This is a genomic window from Pustulibacterium marinum, from assembly GCF_900116665.1.
Taxonomy (GTDB): Bacteria; Bacteroidota; Bacteroidia; order Flavobacteriales; family Flavobacteriaceae; genus Pustulibacterium; species Pustulibacterium marinum.
On the sequence record NZ_FPBK01000001.1, the window covers coordinates 136,673 to 163,427 of the forward strand.

The 26,755-nt window shown below is 31.9% G+C and carries 28 protein-coding genes and 1 pseudogene; 24 read left to right on the forward strand and 5 right to left on the reverse strand.

The window, feature by feature from the left end:
- Window positions 1-4 precede the first annotated feature (4 nt).
- The 6 genes from BM383_RS00645 to BM383_RS00670 are packed head-to-tail and all read left to right on the forward strand — an operon-like array spanning window position 5 to window position 6,166.
- On the forward strand, window positions 5-499 hold the full coding sequence (locus tag BM383_RS00645; RefSeq protein ID WP_093021529.1) for a hypothetical protein: 495 nt from the start codon (window positions 5-7) through the stop codon (window positions 497-499).
- Window positions 500-1,456 (forward strand): glycosyltransferase, encoded by a 957-nt coding sequence (locus BM383_RS00650; protein ID WP_093021532.1) that lies wholly within the window; start codon window positions 500-502, stop codon window positions 1,454-1,456. It begins immediately after the preceding gene.
- Window positions 1,456-2,643, forward strand: a complete 1,188-nt coding sequence (locus BM383_RS00655) for a hypothetical protein (RefSeq protein ID WP_093021535.1) — start codon at window positions 1,456-1,458, stop codon at window positions 2,641-2,643. Before BM383_RS00650 ends, BM383_RS00655 begins: the two co-directional genes overlap by 1 nt.
- A 7-nt stretch (window positions 2,644-2,650) precedes the next feature.
- Window positions 2,651-3,820: a glycosyltransferase family protein gene (locus tag BM383_RS00660; RefSeq protein ID WP_093021539.1), complete on the forward strand. Its 1,170-nt coding sequence runs from the start codon at window positions 2,651-2,653 to the stop codon at window positions 3,818-3,820.
- Complete coding sequence (locus BM383_RS00665; RefSeq protein WP_093021542.1) at window positions 3,820-5,106, forward strand: hypothetical protein; 1,287 nt, start codon at window positions 3,820-3,822, stop codon at window positions 5,104-5,106. Before BM383_RS00660 ends, BM383_RS00665 begins: the two co-directional genes overlap by 1 nt.
- A complete protein-coding gene (locus BM383_RS00670) occupies window positions 5,069-6,166 on the forward strand; it encodes a DUF1972 domain-containing protein (RefSeq protein WP_093021545.1) in 1,098 nt (365 codons plus the stop codon). The genes BM383_RS00665 and BM383_RS00670 overlap by 38 nt, the downstream gene beginning before the upstream one ends.
- A gap of 51 nt (window positions 6,167-6,217) precedes the next feature.
- Here the strand turns inward: BM383_RS00670 and BM383_RS19140 are convergent.
- Window positions 6,218-6,535, reverse strand: a pseudogene (locus tag BM383_RS19140) (IS982 family transposase); the annotation flags it as partial.
- 211 nt (window positions 6,536-6,746) lie between these two features.
- Here BM383_RS19140 and BM383_RS00675 point away from each other — a divergent pair.
- The 5 genes from BM383_RS00675 to purD are packed head-to-tail and all read left to right on the forward strand — an operon-like array spanning window position 6,747 to window position 12,433.
- The gene (locus BM383_RS00675; RefSeq protein ID WP_093021548.1) at window positions 6,747-8,108 is read left to right on the forward strand and encodes an undecaprenyl-phosphate glucose phosphotransferase; all 1,362 of its coding nucleotides are present in this window, start codon (window positions 6,747-6,749) and stop codon (window positions 8,106-8,108) included.
- Window positions 8,109-8,149: 41 nt separating this feature from the next.
- The gene (locus BM383_RS00680) at window positions 8,150-9,289 is read left to right on the forward strand and encodes a DegT/DnrJ/EryC1/StrS family aminotransferase (protein ID WP_093021551.1); all 1,140 of its coding nucleotides are present in this window, start codon (window positions 8,150-8,152) and stop codon (window positions 9,287-9,289) included.
- A 39-nt stretch (window positions 9,290-9,328) separates the two neighbouring features.
- Complete coding sequence (locus tag BM383_RS00685) at window positions 9,329-10,378, forward strand: SDR family NAD(P)-dependent oxidoreductase (protein WP_177229044.1); 1,050 nt, start codon at window positions 9,329-9,331, stop codon at window positions 10,376-10,378.
- 10 nt (window positions 10,379-10,388) lie between these two features.
- The gene (locus BM383_RS00690) at window positions 10,389-11,165 is read left to right on the forward strand and encodes a glycosyltransferase family 2 protein (protein ID WP_093021557.1); all 777 of its coding nucleotides are present in this window, start codon (window positions 10,389-10,391) and stop codon (window positions 11,163-11,165) included.
- The gene (purD, locus tag BM383_RS00695) at window positions 11,162-12,433 is read left to right on the forward strand and encodes a phosphoribosylamine--glycine ligase (protein ID WP_093021560.1); all 1,272 of its coding nucleotides are present in this window, start codon (window positions 11,162-11,164) and stop codon (window positions 12,431-12,433) included. The genes BM383_RS00690 and purD overlap by 4 nt, the downstream gene beginning before the upstream one ends.
- Here purD and BM383_RS00700 read toward each other — a convergent pair.
- Window positions 12,428-12,634 (reverse strand): DUF6341 family protein, encoded by a 207-nt coding sequence (locus BM383_RS00700; protein ID WP_093021563.1) that lies wholly within the window; start codon window positions 12,632-12,634, stop codon window positions 12,428-12,430. The genes purD and BM383_RS00700 overlap by 6 nt on opposite strands.
- A gap of 48 nt (window positions 12,635-12,682) precedes the next feature.
- Between BM383_RS00700 and BM383_RS00705 the strand changes: the two genes are divergently transcribed.
- Window positions 12,683-13,609: a DUF6427 family protein gene (locus BM383_RS00705; protein WP_093021565.1), complete on the forward strand. Its 927-nt coding sequence runs from the start codon at window positions 12,683-12,685 to the stop codon at window positions 13,607-13,609.
- On the opposite strand, the gene upp is transcribed toward BM383_RS00705, so the two are convergent.
- Window positions 13,598-14,257, reverse strand: a complete 660-nt coding sequence (gene upp / locus BM383_RS00710; protein ID WP_093021568.1) for a uracil phosphoribosyltransferase — start codon at window positions 14,255-14,257, stop codon at window positions 13,598-13,600. The two genes, BM383_RS00705 and upp, sit on opposite strands and share 12 nt — an antisense overlap.
- 105 nt (window positions 14,258-14,362) lie before the next feature.
- Here upp and BM383_RS00715 point away from each other — a divergent pair, with 105 nt between their 5' ends.
- Window positions 14,363-14,968 (forward strand): DUF4254 domain-containing protein, encoded by a 606-nt coding sequence (locus BM383_RS00715; protein ID WP_093023381.1) that lies wholly within the window; start codon window positions 14,363-14,365, stop codon window positions 14,966-14,968.
- Window positions 14,969-14,991: 23 nt separating this feature from the next.
- Entirely contained in the window at window positions 14,992-16,059 is a 1,068-nt protein-coding gene (locus BM383_RS00720; protein ID WP_093021570.1) for a glycosyltransferase family 9 protein, read from the forward strand.
- On the opposite strand, the gene BM383_RS00725 is transcribed toward BM383_RS00720, so the two are convergent.
- The gene (locus BM383_RS00725; protein WP_093021573.1) at window positions 16,044-17,090 is read right to left on the reverse strand and encodes a ferredoxin--NADP reductase; all 1,047 of its coding nucleotides are present in this window, start codon (window positions 17,088-17,090) and stop codon (window positions 16,044-16,046) included. The two genes, BM383_RS00720 and BM383_RS00725, sit on opposite strands and share 16 nt — an antisense overlap.
- Window positions 17,091-17,198: 108 nt before the next feature.
- Window positions 17,199-17,690 (reverse strand): outer membrane beta-barrel protein, encoded by a 492-nt coding sequence (locus tag BM383_RS00730; protein ID WP_093021576.1) that lies wholly within the window; start codon window positions 17,688-17,690, stop codon window positions 17,199-17,201.
- A 143-nt stretch (window positions 17,691-17,833) separates the two neighbouring features.
- Between BM383_RS00730 and BM383_RS00735 the strand changes: the two genes are divergently transcribed.
- From BM383_RS00735 to atpB, 10 genes are all read left to right on the forward strand, one after another.
- A complete protein-coding gene (locus tag BM383_RS00735; protein WP_093021579.1) occupies window positions 17,834-18,166 on the forward strand; it encodes a PadR family transcriptional regulator in 333 nt (110 codons plus the stop codon).
- On the forward strand, window positions 18,166-18,870 hold the full coding sequence (locus BM383_RS00740; RefSeq protein ID WP_093021582.1) for a hypothetical protein: 705 nt from the start codon (window positions 18,166-18,168) through the stop codon (window positions 18,868-18,870). The genes BM383_RS00735 and BM383_RS00740 overlap by 1 nt, the downstream gene beginning before the upstream one ends.
- A gap of 3 nt (window positions 18,871-18,873) precedes the next feature.
- Window positions 18,874-19,575, forward strand: a complete 702-nt coding sequence (locus BM383_RS00745; protein ID WP_093021585.1) for a hypothetical protein — start codon at window positions 18,874-18,876, stop codon at window positions 19,573-19,575.
- A 51-nt stretch (window positions 19,576-19,626) separates the two neighbouring features.
- Window positions 19,627-21,096, forward strand: a complete 1,470-nt coding sequence (locus tag BM383_RS00750; protein ID WP_093021588.1) for a DUF5687 family protein — start codon at window positions 19,627-19,629, stop codon at window positions 21,094-21,096.
- A gap of 18 nt (window positions 21,097-21,114) precedes the next feature.
- The gene (locus tag BM383_RS00755; protein ID WP_093021592.1) at window positions 21,115-21,810 is read left to right on the forward strand and encodes an ABC transporter ATP-binding protein; all 696 of its coding nucleotides are present in this window, start codon (window positions 21,115-21,117) and stop codon (window positions 21,808-21,810) included.
- A gap of 139 nt (window positions 21,811-21,949) precedes the next feature.
- Window positions 21,950-24,493: a type IX secretion system periplasmic lipoprotein PorW/SprE gene (gene porW, locus BM383_RS00760; RefSeq protein ID WP_093021595.1), complete on the forward strand. Its 2,544-nt coding sequence runs from the start codon at window positions 21,950-21,952 to the stop codon at window positions 24,491-24,493.
- A gap of 19 nt (window positions 24,494-24,512) precedes the next feature.
- Entirely contained in the window at window positions 24,513-24,923 is a 411-nt protein-coding gene (locus BM383_RS00765) for a bactofilin family protein (RefSeq protein WP_093021598.1), read from the forward strand.
- The gene (locus BM383_RS00770) at window positions 24,889-25,116 is read left to right on the forward strand and encodes an AtpZ/AtpI family protein (RefSeq protein WP_093021601.1); all 228 of its coding nucleotides are present in this window, start codon (window positions 24,889-24,891) and stop codon (window positions 25,114-25,116) included. Before BM383_RS00765 ends, BM383_RS00770 begins: the two co-directional genes overlap by 35 nt.
- Window positions 25,109-25,498 carry a DUF6168 family protein gene (locus BM383_RS00775; protein ID WP_093021604.1) on the forward strand — a complete coding sequence of 130 codons (390 nt, stop codon included), beginning with the start codon at window positions 25,109-25,111 and terminating at the stop codon, window positions 25,496-25,498. Before BM383_RS00770 ends, BM383_RS00775 begins: the two co-directional genes overlap by 8 nt.
- Window positions 25,499-25,619: 121 nt before the next feature.
- A complete protein-coding gene (gene atpB, locus BM383_RS00780; RefSeq protein ID WP_093021607.1) occupies window positions 25,620-26,735 on the forward strand; it encodes a F0F1 ATP synthase subunit A in 1,116 nt (371 codons plus the stop codon).
- The last annotated feature ends 20 nt before the right edge of the window (window positions 26,736-26,755 follow it).

The window sequence follows — 26,755 nt, forward strand, 5'->3', positions numbered from 1 at the left end:
TATAGTGAAATATGTATCGTTGATAACTTCAATTTTTCTTTTTTATGGATGTTCTCATGAAAAGTGTATAAAGCAATTTTCTATTGAAGTAATTGCATTTAGTGAGATTAAGAATAAAATAGAAATATATTATGTTTTTAATGAAGAAGATCCATTTGTTTACAATATCAAAAAGGTAGATTCATTTCATACTACCAGTTCATATGATACTTTGAAATTTAGTTTTGATAATAATTATCCTAATAAATTAAGAATAGATTTAGGTGATAATCCAATGCAGGTAGAGATGAAAATAGATAGAATTACATTTTTGTATGGACAAAAAAGAATTCAAATTCCAGGGGATTTAATGTGGAGATTTTTTTCTACAAATGACTATTTGAAACTTTCAAAAAGTAGTAAAATACAGTTTTTTAATATAGATGGTAAAATGGATCCATATATCCAACCGAATAAACTTTTAAGACAGAGAATGAAAGTAGAATTATATTTGGATTAGATGAATGTTTGCGCAGTACTTGTGACCTACGGAGAGAGGTATCAATATTTTGAAAAAGTAATAGATCGATTGTTAGAAATCGATGTGTTTAGAATAATTATCATAGAAAACGGTGTTGGGTCAGAAAGTTTAAAAAAACTGAATAAACTCGCAAATATTTCAAATATAAATGTCCATTTTTTAGGAAATAATAAGGGATCAGCTTATGGATTTTATGAGGGTATTAGATTAGCCATTTCAACGGATTCCGATTATTTATGGCTATTGGATGATGATAATCTACCTGAATATGATGCATTAGATTATTTAAAGAAGTATTATAAATTTATATGTAACAAGTTTAAGTTTAGAAATCGAGACTTATGCCTTTTATCATATCGAAATGATAGAGAGTTATATAAGTTATCGGTACAGAAAGGAATTCCTGATTTGATGCTTGGCTATAATAATTCATTTCTAGGATTCCATCTATTTAAAAGAAAGAATAGTAATAATGTGATTGGACGAAAAGACATTAAATTTGGAAAAGTTTTAGTTGCACCATATGGAGGAATGTTTTTTCACAAGGAATTAATTAACAAAATTGGATTTCCTAGAAAGGATTTTTTTCTTTATGCCGATGATCATGAGTTTTCTTATAGAATAAATTTTGGAGGTAGCATATTTTTGATATTGGATAGCAAAATAGACGATTTAGAAAAATCTTTTCATTTAAGAAATATGTCAACTAAGTTTAGGACTAGATTTCATAAAACCGATTCCTTTGATGCTATTTATTATTCTGTAAGAAACAATGTATACTTTGAGAGCAAATTTGTAAAATCCAAATTAATATATTCAATTAATAAGTATTTGTATTTGATCATGATTTTTATACTGTTAAGTAATGACCAAAAATGGTTGAGAAAATATAAAAATGTATTAAAAGGAGTAATTGATTCTAAAAAGCTTGTTTAATGCTAAGTCTAAAAAAGATATACAGATTTTTTTTCTTTATTATTTTATTGTGTTGTTTTGGCATTGGTGGTATATTACAATTTTTCTTTGGCATTCCTAATACAATTTATACATTCTTAATATTATTATTTTTCTACTTTTTTATAATCATTTACATAGTAGTAAAAAGAAAGTTTTTCATTGACAGCTTAATTATAATTTTATGTTTATTTGAGCTTGTAATTATATCTAGTGGGGCTATTAATGGTGTTTCTTTAGAGAAGATTCTAATATATTCTATTTTTTCATTATTGCCTTTAGGAGTTTATCTGTTTTTTAAAATAAATCAGAGAGAGGGGTATATAACTTCAACATCGATAGATGATATCTTTTTTAAGATATCTTTATTACAGTTTCCAATAATGTTAATTCAACATTATGGATTTCCTTTGTTTATTAAGTTTAATCGAAGTAGACAATACATAGCTGATTTTGATTTTATGTTTGGAAGCTTTTTTTTGAAGGCAGATCATGCTCTGGGACTATTTCTATTATTAGTAATAATGCGGATATTACTTAAAAATGATAAGAGGAAGATTACTAAATATCCCTTGTTAGTAGTCGTATATTTATCATTTGCTATTCTTTACGGAGAGTCAAATTTATCTAAATTATTCCTAGTTATTTTCTTGTTCTACTATTTGTATCAGACTTTCCCAAAAAGGTGGAAATTGTTTGGAATTATTCTTATAGCACTATTGGTGCCGATTGTTTCATCAAAAATGAAAAATATACAAGCATTTAAAGTTCATTTATATTTTATGAAGTATGAGTATTCCGTTGATAAATCATATCAGAATTATACTAAGGGGATAGCTAAACGACCACAGATTGTAATAGTACTTGCTAATAAGTTCCCTTTAAAATATATCGGAGATGGACCCTATTCCTATTTTGATATAATTAAAGGCAGATTTAAGTTGAATAGGCATTTTTCACAATTGATATGGACATATGTAGATATTGGTATTATAGGTGTATCTATGCTTCTTTTAATATTAATTGTCTTAATATTAAGAATCAATGTTCCAAGTAGTTATATTTGGTTAATTGGGTTGATAGTTTTTTCATATGCATTTTTAACCACAATATTTTCGGATTTAGGAATATTGATTGCTCTTTTTAGTTTTTTAAAAAAAAGAAAATAAAACTTATATGAATTTGATTGTAATTCCTTTTCATGATTGGAGAAAAATCCAGAAGGAAGGTTTTAGAACTAGAGATGCTCATTTTATTGAAGAGTTTGGAACTATAAAATCTCAGAAAACATTAATAGTAAATAGACCAACCACTAGACTAGAGATTTTTTTGAGATATAGAAAGATTAGATTTAACTACGATGTAGTTTATAAAGAAAAGTACTTTACACTATATAAGATTAACGATAATCTTTACATGGTAGATTCAATTTTCCCTGATATTATAGGTCAACTTTTAAAAAAGTATTTATGGTTTGTAGAAAAGTATGGAGATGAGGGGCTATTAAAGTTTATAAATAAATGTTTGAATATCATTGATTTCTCAGAATGCGTTATTTTAAGTCAAAATATCTTTGCGTATCAACTTTTAGAAAATGTTAGTAGTTCATTGAAAATTTTTGATGCATGGGATGATTTTACCAAATTTAACGTTTATAAAAAGGTTAGATTTAAGATATATGAAGCTTATAATGTTTACGCAAAAAAATGTAATTTTTGGGTTACGAATTCGAAAGAAAATATTAGTAGATTTTATCAAAAATTTTCTCCTAACTTTATAAGTTTAATTAAAAATGGTGTTGATGTAAAGCGATTTTCTGGAAAATCGGAAATACCTAGAGATATAAAAAATATTCCTAGACCTATTGTTGGCTTTGGAGGTAAGGTATCTCATTTAATAGATGTTCCTTTTCTGAATGAGGTATTAATTGATAATCCTCATTTGTCTTTTGTTTTTATAGGTCAAATTCTTGATAAAAAAGTCTATAAAAAAATTAATAAGACTAATAATTTCTACTATTTAGGAGATAAACACTACGACGAATATCCTAATTATGTAAAAAATTTTGATATTTGTATCATACCTTATGTAGTTGAAGATTCGAAGAAATCGGGTGCTAATTCAATTAAGATGTATGAATACTTAGCAGCGAATAAAAAAGTCATAGGGACATCAGGAAATGGGTTAGAAGAAATGCAAGAATATGTATTTGTTACAAATGACCCCAAAAATTTTTCTTTGATTTTAAATAGTTCACAAGCAGGAATAAAAAATGAAATAAATATTGATGAATACTCTTGGAATTTAAGAGTACGTGAACTTTTAAAGTTAATTAATTCATATTAATGATTGATATCTACAGAAAAATAAATAGTTATAAGGAATTTATAAATTCAATTTTAATAATCTTTGTTTTTATAACATTACCTTTTACCATTAAAATAGGTAATATTAGTATTATTGTAGCAGCCATATTTAATATTCTATTTTTTGATAAAAACAATGTACGTAAATTATTATCACCAATATTTTTATTTCCTCTAGCTCTTTTTGTAATTCAGTGTATAAGTGCATTTTTTTCTTTTAATAAAGAATTAGCCATAAAAGCATTAGATTTGTACCTACTTAGTGTTTTATTACCAATAATAATCTTAAATCAGAATTTAAAGGACTGTTTTTTTTTCGATATTTTAAAATGGTTTTACAATTCAGTTATTGTAGCTTGTTTAATTTTATTAGTACATTTTCTAATAAAGCTTTTATTTAATTATAATTATACAGATTTACATTTTCATGGATTCACAAAAATTTTAGGTCAACATCCAGTTTATTTTTCTTTATTTATTGTTGTCGCCTTTTTAATAGATATATATACAGGTAATTTTAGTTCTATATCTAAAAAAAAAATGGTCCATGTAGGAATATTATTAACATCTCTTGTCTTATGTTCTTCAAAAGCAGTAATAACCATAGCCTTTCTAATTTTCTTACACCAGTTTTTTATTCATTTTAATAAATTCATGAACAAAAAGAATTTAATATTTCTTTTGTTTTTTGTTTTTTTGTTTTTTTTAATTTCTCCAAGATTAATGAATAGGTTTACAGATGGATTAGTCATAAGACATGAGGTTTTGAATTTCAAACCGACGGATGATTACTATCAGAAGAAGCAATTTTCTTATCAAGAAAAAACAACAATTAGTGATCTTGAACTAAGATATATTTTTGCTAAAATTGCACTATATAACCTATTTAAAAAACAAAAAATTCTTTTCGGGTTTAATGAAGGAGACGCTCAGGATGTTCTTGATTACAATTATATGAGTTATAACTTAGCTCCAAATTGGTTTGAAGGCTTCAATGTTCATAATCAGTATATAAACTATCTTTTTTATTACGGTTTTTTAGGATTCTTTATTTTTATTTTTTATTTGATATACAATACATTCGTTTTATTTAACGGAAATGTGATATATCGATATTTTTGCATTTTAGTATATTTTATCTTTTTATTTGAAGTATGTTTGGTGCGCAACAAGGGAATCACCTTTTTTTTTCTCTTTAATTCTTTATTTTTAACAAAAGTAGTATATTTTGAAAATAGCAATAATAGGGACCAGAGGAATCCCTAATTATCATGGTGGATTTGAACAATTTGCTGAATTTTTTTCAGTTTATTTAGTTCGGAAAGGACATGATGTGTATGTCTACAATTCTCATAATCACAAGTACAAAAAGCCCTTTTTCAAGGGGGTCAAAATAATACATAAATATGATGCTGAATATAAGATGGGAACAGCAGGTCAATTTATTTATGATTTGAATTGTATACTAGATGTAAGAAAGAAGAATTTTGATATTATTCTTCAATTAGGATATACTAGTAGTTCTGTTTGGTATAAGTTGCTTCCTAAGGATGCAGTTATAATTACTAATATGGATGGATTTGAATGGAAACGTTCTAAATACAATTATTCTGTTAAACAATTTTTAAAAACAGCAGAAAGACTAGCGGTAATTAGTAGTGATTTTTTAGTTTCTGATTCGATAGGAGTTCAAGAATATTTAAGAAGAACATACAAAAGGCAATCAAAATTTATAGCTTATGGAGCTAAGTTATTTAAAAGCCCTTCTCAAAGGTTTTTGAAAAAGTATGAAGTGAAACCATTTGAATATGATATGCTTATCGCAAGAATGGAACCTGAAAATAATATTTTAAAAATATTAAGTGGTTTTACTGCTTCAAAAAGTACCAGAAAGTTTCTGGTTATTGGAGATTTTAGTAATGCTTATGGACAATATTTGAAAAAAAAATTTGAAGGAGATGATCGTATTTTATTTTTGGGAGGGATTTACAAATTAAGCCATTTAAACAATTTAAGATACTTTTCTCATTATTATTTTCATGGTCATTCCGTAGGAGGTACAAATCCTTCTTTGATTGAAGCAATGGCCTCCAAGGCCTTCATAATTGCTCATAGCAATATTTTTAATAGAACAATTTTGAAAGAGAATGCATTTTATTTTAGAACATCTAAGGAAATAACAGAAATTTTAGATAGAGATGTGGATAAATATGTTCATAATAAGAAAATAGAAAATAATTTTAAAGAAGTTGAATTAAATTATTCACTTGATATAATTCATGAACAATATATGAATTATTTTGAAGATTGTTTTAAAGGAAACTAGTGAAGAAAAGAGATTATTAAATTATGAAAGTAGACACTTAGTACATTTAGGCTAAATTAATTTAATGTTATTTATGTTTCTAAGATATAGAAAGTGACTTATGTATAGTCTCATTGTGAGCACAATGTTTTAATTCTTTATGACTTTTTCTAAATATATAGGGCTGTTGCTAAAAATTATATTGATTCTTTCTCATGGGGGTTGAGAATTTGATGTTATACTCATCAAACAAAATTAGTCGTATATAAGCAGATCGACAGCCTTTATCTCCAAAGAGCAGACAATTTTTAATTGCGTTTTAATATCTATTAAATAATGAATATCATGTACTGAACTATAAATAATTTCGAAACTTTTAAAAACTCTTTTCTAGTGTATAATGAGATCTTCAACTTAAAAAAGAATATACCAATTCTTGAAAGTATTTATACCAGATATTCTAAATTATAACGTCTTAGCCTATGGTATTCTTAAAATTGTAGATACGATTCAATTTTATTTTGTACGATATCATTTTTATTCAAAGTAAATTCTTAGTTTTATACTCTACAAAAATTGTTGAAATAACTAACCAAAAAGAATGAGTAGTTCAAAAAAGAAAAGATTCTCCGGTCTTTTGCGTCCGCTGTCTTTTGCTATAGACCTTATAATTCTTAATGTCTTTGGCTTCTTCCTGTTATTTTCGGAGGACTTTGATGTGAAGTTTTACATCTATATTTCTATAGTCTGGTTTTTTACATCGCTTCAACAAGATTTCTATGATATTCATAGATATACAAACCTTATCAGAATTGCATCAAAAATTTTCAAACAAGGTTTTATTATTCTGCTGTTTACGTTCTCCTATTTCAGTATATTTTACGAAGAAAATCTACCACCTACACAGATTGTAGGTTATGCTTTGATGATCACAGCCGCCATGGGAGCTATTCGTATAGCTATTTTCTTCTTCATGAAACGTTATAGAAGAACGCTTGGCGGTAATCAAAAGAGAATTGTAATTATAGGTCAGAATAGAAATACACTTCAATTAAAAGATTTTTTTGAGAGAAACCCAGAGTATGGCTATAATTTCTGCGGATTTATTTCATTTGGAAAAAATGCTACCTTTTCAACGTTAGAAGGCTGTTTCAGTTTTATCATTGATAATAATATAGATGAAATATACTGCTCATTGGCAGCCATGGAAGATGTAGATATTGCGGAGTTCATAGCTTTTGCTGATAACAATTTGAAGTTGTTGAAATTTTTACCGGATAACAAAGAGATTTTCAGTAAACAATTGAAATATGAATATTACGGATATACACCTATTTTATCCCTTCGTAATATTTCTGTAGATGAACCAATTAATAGAATACTTAAAAGAGGTTTTGACATCCTCTTTTCATCACTTGTAATCGTATTGGTATTATCTTGGCTCACACCGCTTATAGCTTTAATTATTAAGATAGAGTCCAAGGGCCCTGTGTTTTTTAAGCAAAAGAGAAGTGGAGTAGGGTTTCATGAATTTGAATGTTTTAAGTTCAGATCTATGACGCCTAATAAAGATGCGAACAAACAACAAGCTACAAAAGGTGATGCTCGTATTACCAAAGTAGGTCGTATTCTTCGTAAAACAAGTATTGATGAATTACCACAATTTTATAATGTTTTCTTAGGCGATATGTCGGTAGTAGGACCGCGTCCGCATATGATTTCACATACTGAAAACTACGCAAAGAAGATTGATAAATTTATGGTACGCCACTTTATCAAACCTGGAATAACTGGTTTGGCTCAAGTACGTGGATATCGTGGAGAGATTGAAACCGATAACGATATCATCAACCGAGTAAAATATGATATTTTCTATATTGAAAACTGGAATATTCTATTAGATCTTAAAATTGTTTTCTTAACGGTATACAATGCTGTTAAAGGTGAAGACAAAGCATATTAAATTGCCGTTTTCAGCAATCATTTCTTTTACTTTTTTGAATTTTGACAGAACGAAAAAAAATATTGCTTTCGCCACCATGTGTAAATCATCTGGAAGAGCAATACGTTCAAAATGCCATAAAATCTGGCTGGATAGCACCTCAAGGTCCTGAAGTTATAAAATTTGAAAATGCTATTCAACATTATTTGGGAGAAGAAGTTTTTCCTGTTGCAGTTAATTCTGGTACGGCAGCAATTCATTTAAGTTTGTTGGCTCTAGGAGCTGGTAAAGTTGATTTTGTAATTACACAAAGCTTTACGTTTACAGCTTCTGCAAACCCAATTCAATACGTTGGAGCAACTCCAATTTTCATAGATTCAGAAGATGAAACCTGGAATATGTCGCCAATATTACTTCAAAAATCTATTGAAGATCTTCAAACTCAAAATAAAAAACCAAAAGCAATAATTGCCGTAAGCTTATACGGAATGCCTTTTAGTGAAGAAATCAAGGTAATTGCAAATCAGTACAATATTCCGCTTATCGAAGATAGCGCCGAGGCATTAGGAAGCAGTTTCAAAAATCGTAAATGTGGAACCTTCGGAGACCTTGCGATTTTTTCATTTAATGGAAATAAAATCATTACTACTTCGGGTGGAGGTGCGGTTATCTGTAAAACTAAAGAACAGGCAGATTATATTCGATTTTTAGCCAACCAAGCAAAAGATGATGCTCCATTTTATCAGCATAGTCAATTAGGATTTAATTATGCATTGAGTAATATTTCTGCAGCTATCGGAAATGCTCAAATTACCAAACTGCCTGAATTTGTAATACGCCGAAAAACTATTCAACAGCATTATAAAGATGCATTGGCAAAATATGATTTCATAAAAGTGCATACAGAACCTACTTCAGATTTTAGTTCCAATCATTGGTTGACGTGTATTTTGATTGATGAAAACGAAGCGGGAAAAACAAATACAGAATTGAAGGATTACTTGGCGTCTAAAGGAATTGAATCACGATTTTTATGGAAACCAATGCACTTGCAGCCACTCTACGCCAAAGCTAAGTTTTACGGAGATGGAACATCAGAAACACTATTTTCAAAAGGGCTGTGTTTGCCTTCTGGCTCTGGTTTAACAGACGAGCAACTCAGCTATATTATCGAAACAATTCACGAATTTTTTGCGGCCTAACCCAAAATCTTTGTATTTTTAAAAGTAAGGAAGATGATTATGGAATTAGCAGCAATTGTACCGCCACAAGATTACACGATTCAAGCAGAAGAAATTCAAAAATTAATTACGGATAAAACCGTCATAGTAACGGGTGCAGGCGGAAGTATAGGCTCAGAATTATGTAGAAAAATAGCAACATATCAACCTAAAAAATTGATTTTGTTTGATGTTGCTGAAACGCCATTACATCATATTTTTTTAGAGACAAAGTTACTCACCAATGTAGAATGTTTGCTGGGAGACATTAGAGATGAAGCATTGCTTACCGAAATTTTCTCGGAATTAAGACCTGAAATCGTTTTTCACGCCGCTGCTTATAAACATGTTCATATTACTGAAAAAAATCCGTCAGAAGCTTTAAAAGTCAATTTTTTCGGAACTGTCAATGTATGTGAAGTTGCCAAAAAATATCATACCAAGCATTTTGTATTAATATCTTCAGACAAAGCTGTAAATCCGTCCAATGTGATGGGAGCTACCAAGCGTTTGGCAGAACAATACCTTTTAGATTTAGCAAAAAAGGAAACTGGTGTGGAGTTCAAAATTGTTCGTTTTGGAAATGTTTTTAATTCCAACGGATCGGTTGTGGAAACCTTTACCAATCAATTGAAAAACAAACAGCCAATTACACTTACGCATAAAGCTGTAGAGCGTTATTTTATAGGAATATCAGACGCTTGTAATCTTATCTTGCAAACTAGTATTTTAAAGAGTGAAGGCAATCTTTTTACCTTTCATATGGGAAAACCTGTGAAAATTAAAGAGCTCATTCAAGCGTTAATCCAAGAATTACAGATTCAGTATACAGTAGAAATTCAAGAAATAGGTCTACAAGAGGGCGAAAAATTACGGGAAGAATTATATGAAGCAGATGCCAAAATTGAAGCTACATCGCATCCTAAAATTATTAGGATTTCAGAATCAAATTCACAAATTGATATTAAAAAGACCTACGAGCAATTAAAAGATTTTACATTTGAACATCATTCCCCTTCAGAAATTAAAAAAGCCATTCACCTCGCTTTAAAGGAATTTCAAACTTTATAAAATTTTAATCGTGGCAAAGCCTTTAGTTTCTATCATTACACCCACATATAATTCGGAAAAATTTATTTCGGAAACTATTCAGTCTGTTCAAAATCAAACATATCCATACTGGGAAATGCTCATTGCAGATGATGCTTCTTCAGATGATACAAGAGCTATTGTAAGTAAATTTCAGCAAGAAGATAGCCGAATTAAACTCATTCCGCTAACCAAAAATAGAGGAGCTGGTTATGCTCGTAATAAGGCCATCAATATGTCCTCTGGAAGATATATTGCTTTTTTAGATGGAGATGATTGTTGGAAGCCCGAAAAACTAGAGAAACAAGTAACATTGATGGAAGACAAAAACATTACTGTCTGCTTTTCTAGTTATGATTTGATGGATGAAAACAGCAATCCTTTAGGGAAAACGATCACCGCATTGGAAGAAGTTGATTATGCCAAAATGCTAAAAAGTAACTACGTAGGTAACCTAACAGGAATGTATAATGCTGAGGTTTTGGGTAAAGTGTACATGCCATTGATTCGCAAACGCCAAGATTGGGGTTTGTGGCTTAGTTGCATCAAGGAAGCGGGCAAAGCAGTTGGAATTTTAGAGAGTTTGGCCTATTACCGTGTACGAAAGGATTCTATTTCTGCGAATAAATTCAATTTATTAAAACATAATTATAATTTTTACCGAAAGGCGCTTAACTTTGGCGTCCTAAAATCAAGCGGTTATTTAACCCGGTTTTTAATAGAACATTTTTTAGTCAAATCTAAACAGACAACAACACAAAAATCATGAACATACTTGTTTTAGGCTCAGGAGGAAGAGAGCACACATTTACTTGGAAACTTGCACAAAGTGATAAAATTGAAAATTTATATGTGGCTCCAGGTAATGCCGGAACTGCTAAAATAGCAACCAACATTGCTATTGATGCTGCAGATTTTGAAGCTGTAAAAGAGCAAGTGATTTCAAAAAGTATTGATTTGGTAGTTGTAGGTCCGGAAGATCCTTTGGTAAAAGGAGTGCACGATTTTTTCTTGGCAGATGAAGCGCTAAAATCAGTTCCCGTAATTGGACCACAGAAATTAGGTGCAACGTTAGAAGGAAGTAAAGAATTTGCCAAAGAGTTTATGAAACGCCATAAGGTGCCAACAGCTGCTTATGAAAGTTTTACTAAAGACACCGTTGCAGACGGACATAAATTTTTGGAAAGTTTAACTGCTCCGTATGTTTTAAAAGCAGACGGTTTGGCTGCCGGAAAAGGTGTTTTGATTTTGAATGATTTAGATGAAGCAAAAGCTGAATTGAGCAACATGTTAGTAGATGCTAAATTTGGTGACGCAAGTTCTAAAGTAGTGATTGAAGAGTTTTTAGATGGTATTGAGTTAAGCGTTTTTGTTTTGACTGATGGTAAAAACTACAAAATTCTTCCAACAGCAAAAGATTACAAGCGTATTGGCGAAGGTGACACAGGATTGAATACAGGCGGAATGGGTGCTGTTTCTCCGGTTCCTTTTGCGAATGATGAGTTCATGCAAAAAATTGAAGACCGTATTGTAAAACCAACAGTAGAAGGACTTCAAAAAGATAATATTCCATACAAAGGATTCATTTTTATTGGTTTGATCAAAGTAGGGAATGAGCCTTTAGTAATTGAGTACAACGTACGTATGGGAGATCCGGAAACAGAAGTTGTTTTCCCTAGGATTAAATCTGATTTAGTTGATTTGTTAGTTGCTACCGGAAACGGAACTTTAGATCAAGTTTCTTTTGAAATAGATAAAAGAACAGCAACAACGGTTATGGCAGTTTCAGGTGGATATCCAGAAGCATACGAAAAAGGAAAAGAAATTACCGGTGAAGAAAACATTGAAGACTCCTTAGTTTTCCACGCAGGGACTATTTTGAAAGATGAAAAAGTGCTTACTAGCGGAGGTCGTGTAATTGCGGTTACCTCTTACGGAAGTGATTTCAAAGAGGCACTAAAAAAATCTTATCAAAACATAGAAAAACTACATTTTGATAAGATGTATTATCGTAAAGACATCGGCTTCGACTTATAAAGTCGAAGTCGGTTCTGTTCTGTTGTACTCCTTAAAGAAGTTTAACCAATAAGCTAAAGCACAAAATCCGATTGCAATAAAAAAGAAATTTATTGCATTAGCACCCCACCAAGTGTCTAGTTCTAAGTTTCTTAAAAAATCTAGAGGAGCAAACAATACGTTTACAAATAAGTCTGCTATTCCTTCAAAAAAATCTTTCATAATCAACAGATGAATATTATTAACCAGACAAAAATATAAAAACATCCTATGATTTCAAGCTTTTTTAGTAAAACAAAACCTATAAATTATTTGGTGCTGGTTCTGCTGTTGCTGGGAATTGTGGTGTTTAAATCATTTTTGTTTAGTTATGAACCTAAGGAAACTTCGTTTTTAATAGAACAAGGATTGAATTTGGTTTTACTACTCATTTCATTTGGATTGGTAGTTTTTATAGATTCCAAAAATAAATTGACCAATAATAACAGTTACGCGCTATTGGTTTTTGTGCTGTTATTTGCCTTTTTTCCTGCTGTATTAACCAATCACAAACTTATACTTTCCAATGTTTTTGTTCTATTGGCTTACAGAAGATTGATCAGTCTTAAATCTATGATTAGCACCAAAGCGAAGATATTTGATAGCGTTCTATGGATTGGAGTAGCTTTTTTTCTTTTTAACTGGGCATTTCCATTATTTATTTTACCCTTCTTTGGAATTTTATTTTTTCAGGCGAAGAGTTTTAAAAACTGGATGGTTCCTTACATAGCTGCGCTAACATTGGCTATTTTTTATGCGGTTTATTTGATTTATTTTCAAGGTGGATTGATGAATTTTCAGTGGCCAGAAATTGAATTCGCCTTCAATATTGAAAAATACAAAACACCACAATTTATGGTTCCTGCAGCATTTCTATTTATTATGGGAACTTGGGCTGTGCTTCAGTTTTTTGCAAATTTTCAAAGTAAATCAATCAAACTGCAAAAACCTTTTTGGATTTTAATTCTTGGTCTTTTTGCTTCCACCATAATTGCTTTACTTTCAGAAATAAGTAACGGAGCCGAAATGATTTTTATGTTTTTCCCTTTAGCTATTTTGATAGGAACAGTGCTGGAAAGATTACGAACTTTTTGGTTAAAAGAACTATTACTCTGGATTTTTATCGTAGCAATTCCACTGGTTGTTCTAGTGTTGTAATTTACTTCCGAAGGCAAGATCGCCGGCATCACCCAACCCGGGAACTATATAGCCTTTTTCATTTAGATTTTCATCAATTGCAGCAATCCAAAGTGTAGTATCTTCAGGAAAATGTTTTTTAATAAATTCCACACCTTCTGTTGCTCCAATTACCGATGCTATATGGATTTTCTTCGGTTTTCCCATTGCTTTTAAAGCTTTTAAAACAGCAACCATAGATTGTCCTGTTGCTAACATAGGATCGGCCAAAATAAGTGTTTTACCCTCTAAGGATGGCGATGCCAAATATTCTACTACTATTTCAAAATCATTTTCAGTATTTGTTTGATGTCTAAAAGCAGAAATAAAAGTGTTTTCAGCATCATCAAAATAATTTAAGAGCCCATTGTGTAGCGGTAAACCAGCACGTAAAACGGAGCAGATAACAATAGCATCTGCAATAGATTTTCCATGATACGTAGCTAAAGGAGTTTCTAATGACTTGGCAGAAAAATCAAGAGTTTTGCTTATTTCATAAGCCAAAATTTCACCAATGCGCTCAATATTTCTTCTAAACCTTTGAGCATCTTTTTGAATAGATTGATCTCTTAACTCATTTATGAATTTATGAATGATAGAATTTTCTGAAGCAAGGTGATGTACAATCATTTCAATACGTATTATTATTCAAAAGTAATTATTTAAAGTATATTTGCAGCACGAGAAATGCACATAATTAGCGTTTCTACTGTTTATCAACTAATTGAATTGTATATGTTTAGCAATTTCGCTTTTGAAATTTTTGAAGAAAGTATTAAGAAGTATCACGTAATTGATGATGTTTATCAACCTTTTGAAAACCCTTATCCATCCGATAGTCTAGAACATTTGTTGTATAGAAAAAATTGGATTGATACTGTTCAATGGCATTATGAAGATATCGTGAGAGATCCGGATATTGCACCTGTGGATGCTTTAGATTTGAAAAGAAAGATAGATGCTTCTAACCAAGACAGAACAGATACTGTTGAATATATAGACAGTTATTTTTTAAATAAATACAAGGATGTTGTTGCAAAGGAAAGTGCAACAATCAACTCAGAAAGTCCGGCTTGGGCTATAGACCGTTTGTCTATTTTGGCTTTAAAAATTTATCATATGCAAGAGGAAGTTGACCGTGATGGTGCTTCTCATGCTCACAAGGCAAAATGTCAAATAAAATTAGACGTTCTACTAGAACAAAAGAAAGACCTGTCTTTGGCAATAGATCAATTATTGAGCGATATTGAAAGCGGAGACAAATACATGAAAGTGTATAAGCAAATGAAAATGTACAATGACGAGGAATTAAACCCAGTATTGTACCAACAAAAGAAATAAGAAAAAGTACCCCCTTTTTTTTGATGGATGCAGAAGAACATATTTTAGTAATCAGGCTTTCGGCGATGGGCGATGTGGCGATGACGGTACCTGTGCTAAGAGCGTTTAGGCAACAATATCCAAAAGTTAAGCTTACAGTAGTATCGCATCCTTTTTTTGAACCACTTTTTCAAACTATTCCAGGAATCAACTTTTATGGTGTAGATCTTAAAGATCGTCATAAAGGTGCAAAAGGAATGGTAAAGTTATATGCAGACCTGCGTAAATTAAAAATTGATGCAGTAGCAGATTTGCATAATGTGATTCGATCAAAATTCATACGTACTATTTTTAATATTTCTGGCAAAAGAGTAGAACATACCGATAAAGGAAGGGAAGAGAAGAAAGCGCTGACAAGGCCAGAGAATAAAGAGTTCAAACAGCTAAAATCAATGTTTCAGCGTCATGCCGATACGTTTGAGAAATTGGGCTATCCTATTGATATTTCGAAGGTAGATTTTCCAAAGAAGAATCCGCTTACGGAAGCTATTTTAGAACTTACCAATGGCGAGAAAACTACAAATTGGATTGGTATAGCACCATACGCCCAATACGAAACCAAAATTTATCCAAAGGACTTGATGGAGCAAGTAATTGCTGGTATTGCGAACGATGCAGATAATACCATCTTTTTGTTTGGGGCAAGGTCTGAAAAAGATAAATTGGAAGAATTGCAGCAGTCTTTTTCCAATGTGAAAATTGTTGCGGGTTCTATCAATTTCAAGGAGGAAGTAACGCTAATGAGTTATTTAGATGTGTTACTTTCTATGGATAGTGGAAACGCACACATAGCTGCTATGATGGGCACAAAAGTAGTAACACTTTGGGGAGCAACACATCCGTATGCAGGATTTACTCCGTTTCAACAACCACTAGAGCATGCTTTGATTTCCGATAGAAAAAAATATCCTCAGTTACCAACTTCTGTCTATGGAAACAAAGAAGTTCCTGGATATGAAAACGCCATGCGAACTATTGATCCGCATGACGTTGTTTCAAAAATTAAAAAGATCTTAGACGCACAAAAGATTCCAAATTATACGTCGTCATAATCTATTGAAATTGTATTGGTGATAGGATGAGCTTGGCAGGTTAAAATCAAACCATCTTCAATCTCATCATCCATTAAAATTTGATTTTTGTCCATTACGGCTTTTCCTTCTGTTACTTTAGCTACGCAACTACTACAAATTCCGCCTTGACAAGAATATGGAGCGTCTACTTGATTAGCCAGAGCAGCTGTAAGAATAGTTTGTTTTTTGTCCATTAAAAAAACGGTCTCTTCATCATCAACAAGAACCGTTACTTTACAAGCACCTTCTTCTACAGCTTCATTGGTTTCTAGCATAGGTTCAGAAGAAAACAATTCAAAATGAATTTTGTTCTTTGCTATACCTTGCTTCTCTAAAGTTTCAGACACTGTATTGATCATTGCCTCTGGTCCGCAAACGTAAAAAGCTTCAAGATCTGTTCCTTCAGATTTTTCAGAAATGATAGTACTCACAGTAGAGCTTTCAATTCTTCCGTATAGAGCATTCGGTTCTTCTTGTTGACTAAAAACAAAATGAATGGTTAACCTATCTGGAAATTTTTTTACTAAGTCCATCAATTCATCATAAAACATAGCTTCAGAAACCGATTTGTTCCCGTAAACCAATACAAATTGATTATTGGTTTTATAGATGACAGTTTTTAGAATACTCATTATTGGAGTAATTCCGCTTCCTGCGGCAAAACCAACTATGGTATCTCCCGTATTTTTATGATTGTAAACAAAGCGTCCTTGTGGAGGATGTACCAAAAGCGAATCTCCAACTTGAAGAATTTCGTTTGCATACTTAGAAAAGCTTCCGTTTTCCATACGTTTAATACCTACAGCGACTTCTCTTGAAGTTGGGTCTGTACAAATAGAGTAGGCTCTGCGAAGTTTTTCGCCATTCAATTCTTTTTCAATAGTAATGTATTGTCCGGGAATAAACTTGAATTCAGACTTTAAATTTGAAGGAATATCAAATGTGACAATTACCGAGTTTGGTGTAGATCTGTCAATATGTTTTACCGTTAACGGATGAAATGTATTCATGTATTTTATTTTTAGCAAAAGTACTAAGAATTGTAAGATACTGAAAAAAAGAAACCTCCAGTATTAAAGAAGGTTTCAATTAGTTTTTTAGAGATCTCTATTTATATTTTATAGTTTAAAAGCATACGCTATTCGCAAAGCTACTTGTCCAAAATCATAATCAGAATAATCTTCATAACGTGCACTTACATCCCAGGTTTCATTTGCATAACCAATTCCCGGAGACCATAAGAAAGATGTTTCGTCTAATTTATTAACACCAAAAGCAGCACCCGCTTCTCCCGATACGTAAAAACTATTTGCGAAAAATGATTTGAAGCCCAACTTAGCAGGAATAAACCCAGAATCTTGATAGTTGGAAAACAGATGTGTATAACCCGTTGTGGCCATCAAAGATGTTTTTTCGGTAACATTAAGCTGTAATCTGGCATCAAGCCCCAGTGAAGCATCAAATGCGTCATCATCGCCCACAGGAATACCACCATCAACGGCAATTCCAAATTTTAAATTTTTGTCGTAATTGTTCTGTGCGAAAGCAGTAGCAGAAACCATAATTAGCAATAGTGTAATTACAGAATTCATGTTCATCACTTTTTTCATAATTCAATTTTTTAAAATTCTAGTGTAAAGGACAGAAATGAAAACTTAAAAGGGTTTTAAGAAGATGATAAAATAAAATTAAAACATACCTAAGTTTTTTAGGTATTAATTTTTTCTTACATTTATAACAGATATTTAAAACAATGGCAAAACCGAATTTATATAAAGGAAGTATTCATACCATTCTCTTAAAACTTTTGGGAGATGAAGGGAGAATGTATGGTTATGAGATTACTCAAAAAGTAAAAGAAATTTCCAACGGCGATCTTCTTATAACAGAAGGAGCGCTATATCCTGCATTACACAAGTTGGAAGCAGATGGTTTACTTCAGGTAGAAGTAGAAAAAGTAGATGGACGCTTGCGTAAGTATTACAAACTTACCGAGGATGGCGCAAAAGAGAGCGTTCAGAAGTTATCAGAATTAGAAGCGTATTTAGAAACCATGCAAAACTTATTGCAACCTAAATTAATATAATGATGCATACAACAACCAACAAAAAAGTAAATCAGGAACAATTGGCAGTCTTACATGATTTTGTTGCCAAGCATGTGCAGTATTATGATGTTCAAAGCGAGTTAGTAGATCATATGGCTAACGGTATTGAAGCTGTTTGGCAAGAAGATACAGCTGTTTCTTTTAATGAGGCATTTAGAAATGAGATTAAGAAATTTGGAGTTTCCGGTTTTCGTAGAATTGCTGAAGAGCGCGAAATTGCTCTGAAAAAGCGCTACAATAAAATAATTTTCAAACATTTGTTAAGCTTCTTCAAGTTACCAAGAATTATAGGTTCTTTATTGGCTATGTATGCAGTGTTTTTGTTGTTTACAAATTATTCAGAAGTGCTTTTAGGGGTAACTAATAAAATCATTGTAGCTGTGATCTCTATTATGATTGGGTTGATGCTTTTTAAAAAATACCGTCAACAAAAATCTGGGCGAAAGTTTATTTTTAAAGAGTATATTTTTAACTATGGAGTTTCTTCAATTTTTATACAGATTCCCCTCAATTTAATTATTTTTTCACCTCGTTCTGTAGGAGGGTATTATGCCGCAGCTTATTCAGTATTGTTTGTAGTTTTGCTTCTATATCTTTATATAGTCGTTGTATACATACCAAAGAATGCTGATAAATATTTAAATGAAGTATATCCAGCATACGAATTGATGCAGCAAGCATAAGTAATGAAAGTAAACCAAGAACAAATAGCAGCTTTATACGCTTTTACCAGAAAGCATTATGTGGAGTTTTATGATCTACAAACCGAATTGGTAGACCATTTGGCAAATGCTATTGAAGCACAATGGGAAAAGAATCCTGAAATTCCTTTTGAAGAAGCCTTACAAATTGAGTTTAAGAAATTCGGTATTTTTGGCTTTACCGAAATTGTAGAACAACGACAAAACGCATTGCACAAACGATACTTGAAAATTATTTGGCAACAGTTCAAAAGCTTTTTCAAACTGCCCAAAATTATTGGTTCTGTTGGGAGCGTGTATCTTTTGTATTTAGTTTTCAGAAACTATGAAAAACTAACATTTGTACTTTGGTTGCTATTGTTACTGCATATGGTAGCTTCTTTTGTGTATATGATTGTTCAAAAGCAAAAACAATTCAAACAAAAAGAAGATCGAAAATTTATTTTTAAAGAGTTGATCTATACTTTCGGGATAAATTCTCTTGTAATGCAAGTGCCGGTTCAGTTGTTCGTGTTTTTTGATAATTCTGCAGAAGGCGTCGCGTCTTTGGTAGGAGCATTTACAATGGCTACTTTGATTGTCTGCTATTTGCTGTACACCTACATAACCTTTTTTGTGATTCCTAAAAATGCCGAAAAATATCTAAACGAAGTATACCCTGAATATAAATTTATGCAGCAAGCGTAACATTTTAAATAAATAGCTACTAACTTAATAACCAACTAAATTATCTTTCTTATGATAAAGAAATTTTTGTCGTTAGAGTGGAAACAGTTTAAGCGTTCGGCTGCATTTCAACAGAAGATTGCTGTTAAAATAGTACTTGGCCTTTTCGCTCTTTTGATTATCGCAGAGCTTATTGGTGGAGGAATAGCTACTTATTTTATTCTAGAAGATGTATTCCCGGAAGATGATCCATTTATTATTGTAAACAATTATCTTATCTATTGGTTTTTGTTAGAAATGCTCTACCGTTACTTGTTGCAACAGCTTCCGGTAGTAAATATAAAGCCGCTCATGGTATTGCCTATCAGTAGAAAAACAGTGATCAATTTTCTCATAGGAAAATCAGTTCTATCTTTGTTCAACTTTATACCGCTTTTCTTTTACGTTCCATTTACTATTGTATTGCTTGTAAAAGGCTATGGTTATAGTGCTTTGGCTTGGTTCGCAGGAATGTTATTGATTACTTGTGCTATCAATTTTATAAATTTTCTAGTTAATAAGAATAGTACATTTTTTGGTTTTATTGCAGCTTTATTGGCTGTGATGATTACACTTTGGTATACCAATATTTTTGATGCAACTCCGTACATAGGAAGCGGTTTGCATGCTTTGTACACAACGCCCTATCTTTTAGTAGTTCCGTTGTTGGCGGTTATTTTATTATACGTACTCATCTTTCAATTTTTAGATAAGAACTTTTATTTGGACGGAGTGGTTCGTAAAAGAGTGAAAGAGGTAGAAGCTGCAGATTTATCATTCCTAAATAAATTCGGAAAATTAGCTCCCTTCTTAAAGAACGATTTAAAAATGATTTGGCGAAATAAAAGGCCCAAGCAAGTACTGTTTCTGTCATTTCTATTTTTGTTCTACGGTATCATATTTTTTTCCAATAGTGTATATGAAAATCAAGTTTGGATAAAACCTTTTGCTGCTGTTTTTGTAACAGGAGGTTTTTTAATGACGTTTGGCCAAAATGTACCTTCTTGGGATAGTGAATATTACAAGTTAATGATGAGTCAAAACATTCGGTATAAAACGTACTTGGAGAGTAAATGGCTTTTAATGGTTGTTTTTACCATAATTTCGGCCATATTAAGCATACCGTATGTGTATTTTGGTATGGATATTCTTTTGGTGATTTTGGCAGGAGCTCTTTTTAATATTGGTTTGAATACATACTTGAATTTACTCGGTGGAGTATTCAATAAAACCGTTATTAATTTGAACGAGCGTAATAAAGCTTTTTCCAATACTCAAGCATTTAACGCTTCTCAATTTTTAATTGCAATTCCTAAAATGGGTTTGCCTATTCTATTCTTTTTTGTTCCCTATTTGATTATGGATAGTTGGATGTACGGCGTTGCTGGTTTGGCAGTTTCCGGTTTACTAGGATTAATGTTAAAAAATCCAATTCTCAGTTTCATAGAAAAACAATATCAAAAAGAAAAATACAAAGCTATTGCCGCTTATTCTGATAAATAATTAACTCGCTTTTGCATTATGATTACAGTAAAAAATCTTTCGAAAACATATAATAGCACCACGGTTTTAAATATTGATAATTTAGATATTCCAAAAGGACAAAGCTTTGGTTTGGTTGGCAACAATGGAGCAGGAAAAACTACTTTTTTTAGTTTGCTATTAGATTTGATACGTCCTTCTTCAGGATACATTAAGAATAATAATATTCCGGTACATGAAAGCGAAGACTGGAAACCCTTTACTTCTTCTTTTATAGATGAATCTTTTTTGATCGGGTACCTTACTGCGGAAGAATATTTTTATTTCATAGGGGAACTTCGTGGTCAAAATAAAGCTGATGTAGATAGATTATTGGCGCAGTTTTCAGACTTTTTCCACGATGAAATTCTAGGACAAAAAAAGTACTTGCGCGATATGAGTAAAGGAAATCAGAAAAAAGCAGGTATTGTAGCTTCGTTTATTGGAAATCCAAAAGTGGTGATTTTAGATGAACCTTTTGCAAACTTAGATCCCACGACTCAAATTCGATTAAAAAAAATCATCAAGGAATTATCTCAGGAAAAAGATGTAACGGTTCTAGTTTCTAGCCATGATTTGCTACACGTAACCGAGGTTTGTGAACGTATTGTGGTGTTGAATAAAGGAACTGTGGTGAAAGATATTCAAACCTCTACCGAAACTTTAAAAGAGCTTGAAAGTTTCTTTGCAGAATAAGTAGATTCTTTAAAAATCAAGTGAAGAGAATTGTTTGCCGGAAGACTTTTCGTTTTCTAAAAAAAGAAATGTATTTTTACCGGCCTTATACTAAAATGGTTATATTTTAGTTTAGTAAAAAACAATCGTAATCAAGCAATTGAAGAATAAGCACTACATACTTGTTGCAATCGCACTTGCATTCATCACTTTAGTAGGGTGTTCCCGTAAAAAAGATAAATTCTTAAACCGAAATGTTCATGCATTAAATACCAAGTACAATATTTTGTACAATGGGAATTTGGCGTTGGAAGATGGTAAAGAACAGCTAGCTACAACCTATCAAGACAATTATTGGGATATTCTACCTGTGGAGCGCATGCAGGAAAAAGATGTGGTAATGTTGCCAGGTTCTCAAAAGAACTCCAATTTTGAACGTGCCGAAGAAAAAGCAACCAAGGCCATTCAAAAACACTCCATGAATATTGGTGGTCGCGAAAAAAACTCACAAATAGACGAAGCCTTTTTACTGCTTGGAAAGGCGCGCTATTATGAAGAACGAATGATTCCTGCATTAGAGGCGTTCAATTATATCATTAAAAAATATCCAAAAAGTAGTGGCATAGTACAGGCAAAAGTATGGCGCGAAAAAGTGAACATGCGTTTGGATAACAATGAACTTGCTTTATTAAACCTGAAGAAAATTTTCAAAAAGAATTATGTAGACGAAGAAAACCATGCAGACGTTCGCGCAACAATGGCAGAAGCTTACATCAATTTGAAAATTTATGATAGCGCAGCAACCGCGTTGAGCATGGCTGCAGATCTTACCAAAAACAATGTTGATAAAGGAAGGTATTTGTACATTCTAGGACAATTATATAACGAATTGGGAAATCCGGTTAAGGCAAACAAAGCTTTTGATAGAGTTATAGAATTGAACAGGAAATCGCCACGTATTTACATGATTCATGCGTACATTGAGAAAATAAAGAATTTTGATAAGCGCTATGGCGGAAGTAAATATGAGAATTTAGAGTTACTAAATGATCTTGCAAAAAATAGAGAAAACCGTCCGTATCTTGATATTATTTACCACGAATTAGGAAATTTTCATTTAGACAACGATTCTATTCGATTGGCAGCATTGTTTTACAACAAATCGCTTCAGCAGAAAAGTATAGACAGGTATTTGAATGCACTTAATTATTCAGAATTAGGTGAAATGAATTTCAATATTCGAGATTATAAAACAGCAGGAAAATATTACGATAGTACGCTTGTTAACTTGAATGAAAATACCAAAATGTTTCGCCTATTCCAGAAAAAGAAAAACAATCTGGAAGATGTAATCTACTATGAAGATATTACACAGCGAAACGATAGTATTTTGTCTTTGGTAGCCATGTCTTCTCAAGAGAGGGAAGCATATTTCAATGATATCATCAAAAACATTGAAGCAGATAGAAAAGCAGCAAAAGAAGAAGCAGAAAAGCAAGCCTTAATTGCAGCACAATCTCAAGGAGGAGGTTTATCATCAAAAGGAGCTTCGTCTGGAAATTCATTCTATTTTTATAGTGATGTAACCTTGCAGTATGGTAAAAATGAATTTAAGAGAAAGTGGGGAGATCGTGCTTTAGAAGATGATTGGAGAATTTCAAGCACAAAAACATTGTCTAAAGAAGAAATGGAAGAGGTAGCCAAAGAAGGTGAAGAAGCAGCAACCAAAGATGATTTGGTTTCTCTTGATTATTATTTAGGAACGGTGCCCACAGATCATAAAATTATAGACAGTGTATATAGTGAGCTTAACTATGCGTATTATCAATTAGGACTCATTTATTTTGCGAAGTTTAAAGAGTATGATTTAGCAGCAGATAGATTAGAAACCTTATTGAATGGTAAACCAGATGAAAATTTAATTATTCCTGCAAAATACAATCTATACAAGATTTATTTAAACTTGAATCCGGCTGAAGCAGAAAAGCTCAAACAACATATTATCAATACCTATCCAGATTCTCGTTATGCTATGATACTTAAAAATCCTCAGGCAGATTTGGCAGCAGATGAAAATGGCCCAGATGCTACGGTGAGTTTTTATGTAGAGGCAATGAAGAACGATGAGTACAATTTGGTTCTGGAATATATTGATGTAGATATTGCTCGTTTTACAGGAGATCCTGTGGTTCCAAAACTAGAAATGACAAAAGCTATAGCTATTGGAAGGTTAAAAGGTTTGAAAGATTATAAAGATGCGTTGAGTTTTGTAGCATTAAATTACCCTGCGAGCGATGAAGGGAAAAGAGCTCAAACATTATTATCAGGAGCCATTAAAACATTAGAACGACAAAAGTTTAACATGGCTTTGAAAGAAGGAGATGAAATAAAATTGGTGTTTCCTTACACTTCAGAAAATATAGCTACGGTTCAGGAATTTAAAAATGAATACAAGCTAAAGTCAAAAGATATTCCAGAACTCAAAAAGTTTACAACCTCGGTTGATTTGTATAGCAATACAAAGAACTTTTTTGTATTTCATGGTTTTGAAAGTAAGAAAGAATTAGAAGCGTTTTTCAGCTTTTTAAACGAAAAATTAAAAATAGAAATTCCGCAAAATAGATTTTTTATTACATCTGATAATTATGCTATATTGCAAATCCATAAAAATTTAGAAGAATACAGCCAACCAAGCATACCATAAACCTCTAAACTAAAGTAGAATGTTTAACGAAAAGAAAACGACACGACCTGAAAATGTTGGGCTTTCCAACAGAATCCTTGCAAACACAAAAATCAAAGGAGAAGTTATCTCTGATACCGATTTTAGAATTGATGGAAGCTTGGAAGGAGACGTGAACACTTCAGGAAAATTAGTGATTGGAAAAACAGGTCTTATAGATGGCAAAGCACAATGTAGCAATGCGGATATCGAAGGGACTTTTACAGGGACCTTGGTGGTAAAAGGACTTTTAACTTTAAAGTCAACCGCAGTATTAGAAGGTGATGTTGTTGCTGGCAAGTTGGCTATAGATCCGGGTGCAACGTTCAATGCTACTTGTAGTATGAAGAGTGGAGCGTCTATTAAAGCTTTAGGAAATGGCAAACAAGAAACCAAGAAATCAGCTTCATAAATATATGAGGTTTGCGGGCGCCGGTATTCAAATTGGCGTCATCATTTTTCTATTCTTTAAAATAGGAGAATGGTTAGATGTAAAATATCATAAAACGAATGAACTATATACAAACATCCTTACTTTGGTAGGGGTGTTTTTGTCTATTTATATGATAGTGAAAGAAGCATTAAAACTAGGTAAAGATGAGTAGCACTTTTCAGAAATTAATATTCGTTTTTCTTTTACTTAGTATACTTTCATTTGTGCTCATTTGGGGTTTGCATGAAAGTGTTCTTACCAATACTATACACTTAACAGTTAATGGAATATTTCTTTTCCATTTTGGCATTACATTGCTTATTTTAATTCAGTTATATCTAATCAATAAAAAGCTTCCGGAGCAATTGGGGTTTATTTTTCTTGGAATGATTACCCTTAAATTAATATTGGTTGGGGTTTACTTAGCGCCACATATTACGCAAAAAGAAATATATACCAATAGTGAACTGACGTTGTTTGCCATTCCATATTTTATTTTTTTAACATTTGAGGTTTATTTTACAAAACAATTACTTGATAAAAAAATAACTTGAAACTACTCATAATCATAAATTTACAAGGTTTTCAAAAAAAAAGTAGTTATTAACATCCAAATGTTAATTTATAGTGTAAATTTGCACAAAATTTTGAAGCATAATTTATCTAAAGCGAGTTATGATAGGAGCAAAAAAAGCTATCAGGTTTTTTATGGTATTGATAGCGTTTTCTACCACGCTAGTGGGTTGGGCAAACGAAGGATCTGAACACGGTCACAAGAGTGAAGACAACGGTCGTATCGATGACCCTGTTGAAATCAATGAGTACATTCAACACCACTTAAAAGATTCACATTATTTTAATTTTTTCAGCATTGGCGAGCACCATTACGGTTTTCCACTTCCTGTTATTGTTTGGACAAGCGGAGGTTTAAAAGCGTTTATGGCTTCTGAATTTCACCATGACGAAAACGGAGATGTAATTGTTGAAAAAGGAGATGTAAACTTGGCTATGATTCATGGTCATATTTATGAATTGGAGGAAGGTGCTTCAGATGTAGAATTTAATGAAGAACACCATCCTCACAATGCACACAAAGTTTTAGATTTTTCAATTACTAAAAGTGTAGTAGGAATGCTAATTGCAGCATTACTTTTATTTTTAGGTTTTGGAGCTTTGGCTAAAGGATATAAAAAAGGTCCAATTCCAACAGGAGTTGGAAGAGCGTTAGAGCCTTTAGTTATTTACGTAAGAGATGAAATCGCTCGTCCAAATATTGGTGAGAAAAAATATAAAAGATTTATGCCATATTTGTTAACGGTATTCTTCTTTATATGGATTTTGAACTTATTAGGGTTAACGCCGCTTGGGTTCAACGTAACAGGTCAAATTGCAGTAACCTTCTGTTTGGCTATCGTTACTTTCTTAATAACACAATTCGTAGGAAACAAAGATTATTGGAAACATATTTTCTGGATGCCAGGCGTGCCGTGGCCAATGAAAATTATCTTAGCGCCAATTGAGGTGTTGGGAATGTTTACCAAGCCTTTCTCATTAATGATTCGTTTATTTGCAAACATGACAGCCGGTCACTTTGTAGTGATGAGCTTGATAGCTTTGATGATTTTACTTAAAAATCAATTTGGTGCAGTAGGATCTACGGGTATTTCATTAGTGTTGGCATTATTCATTTCAGTTATCGAATTGTTAGTTGCGTTTTTACAAGCGTTTATTTTTACCATGTTGTCTGCATTGTTCATTGGAGCGGCTGTAGAAGAACATGATCATCATTAAGAACTTGTTTAATTTAATAT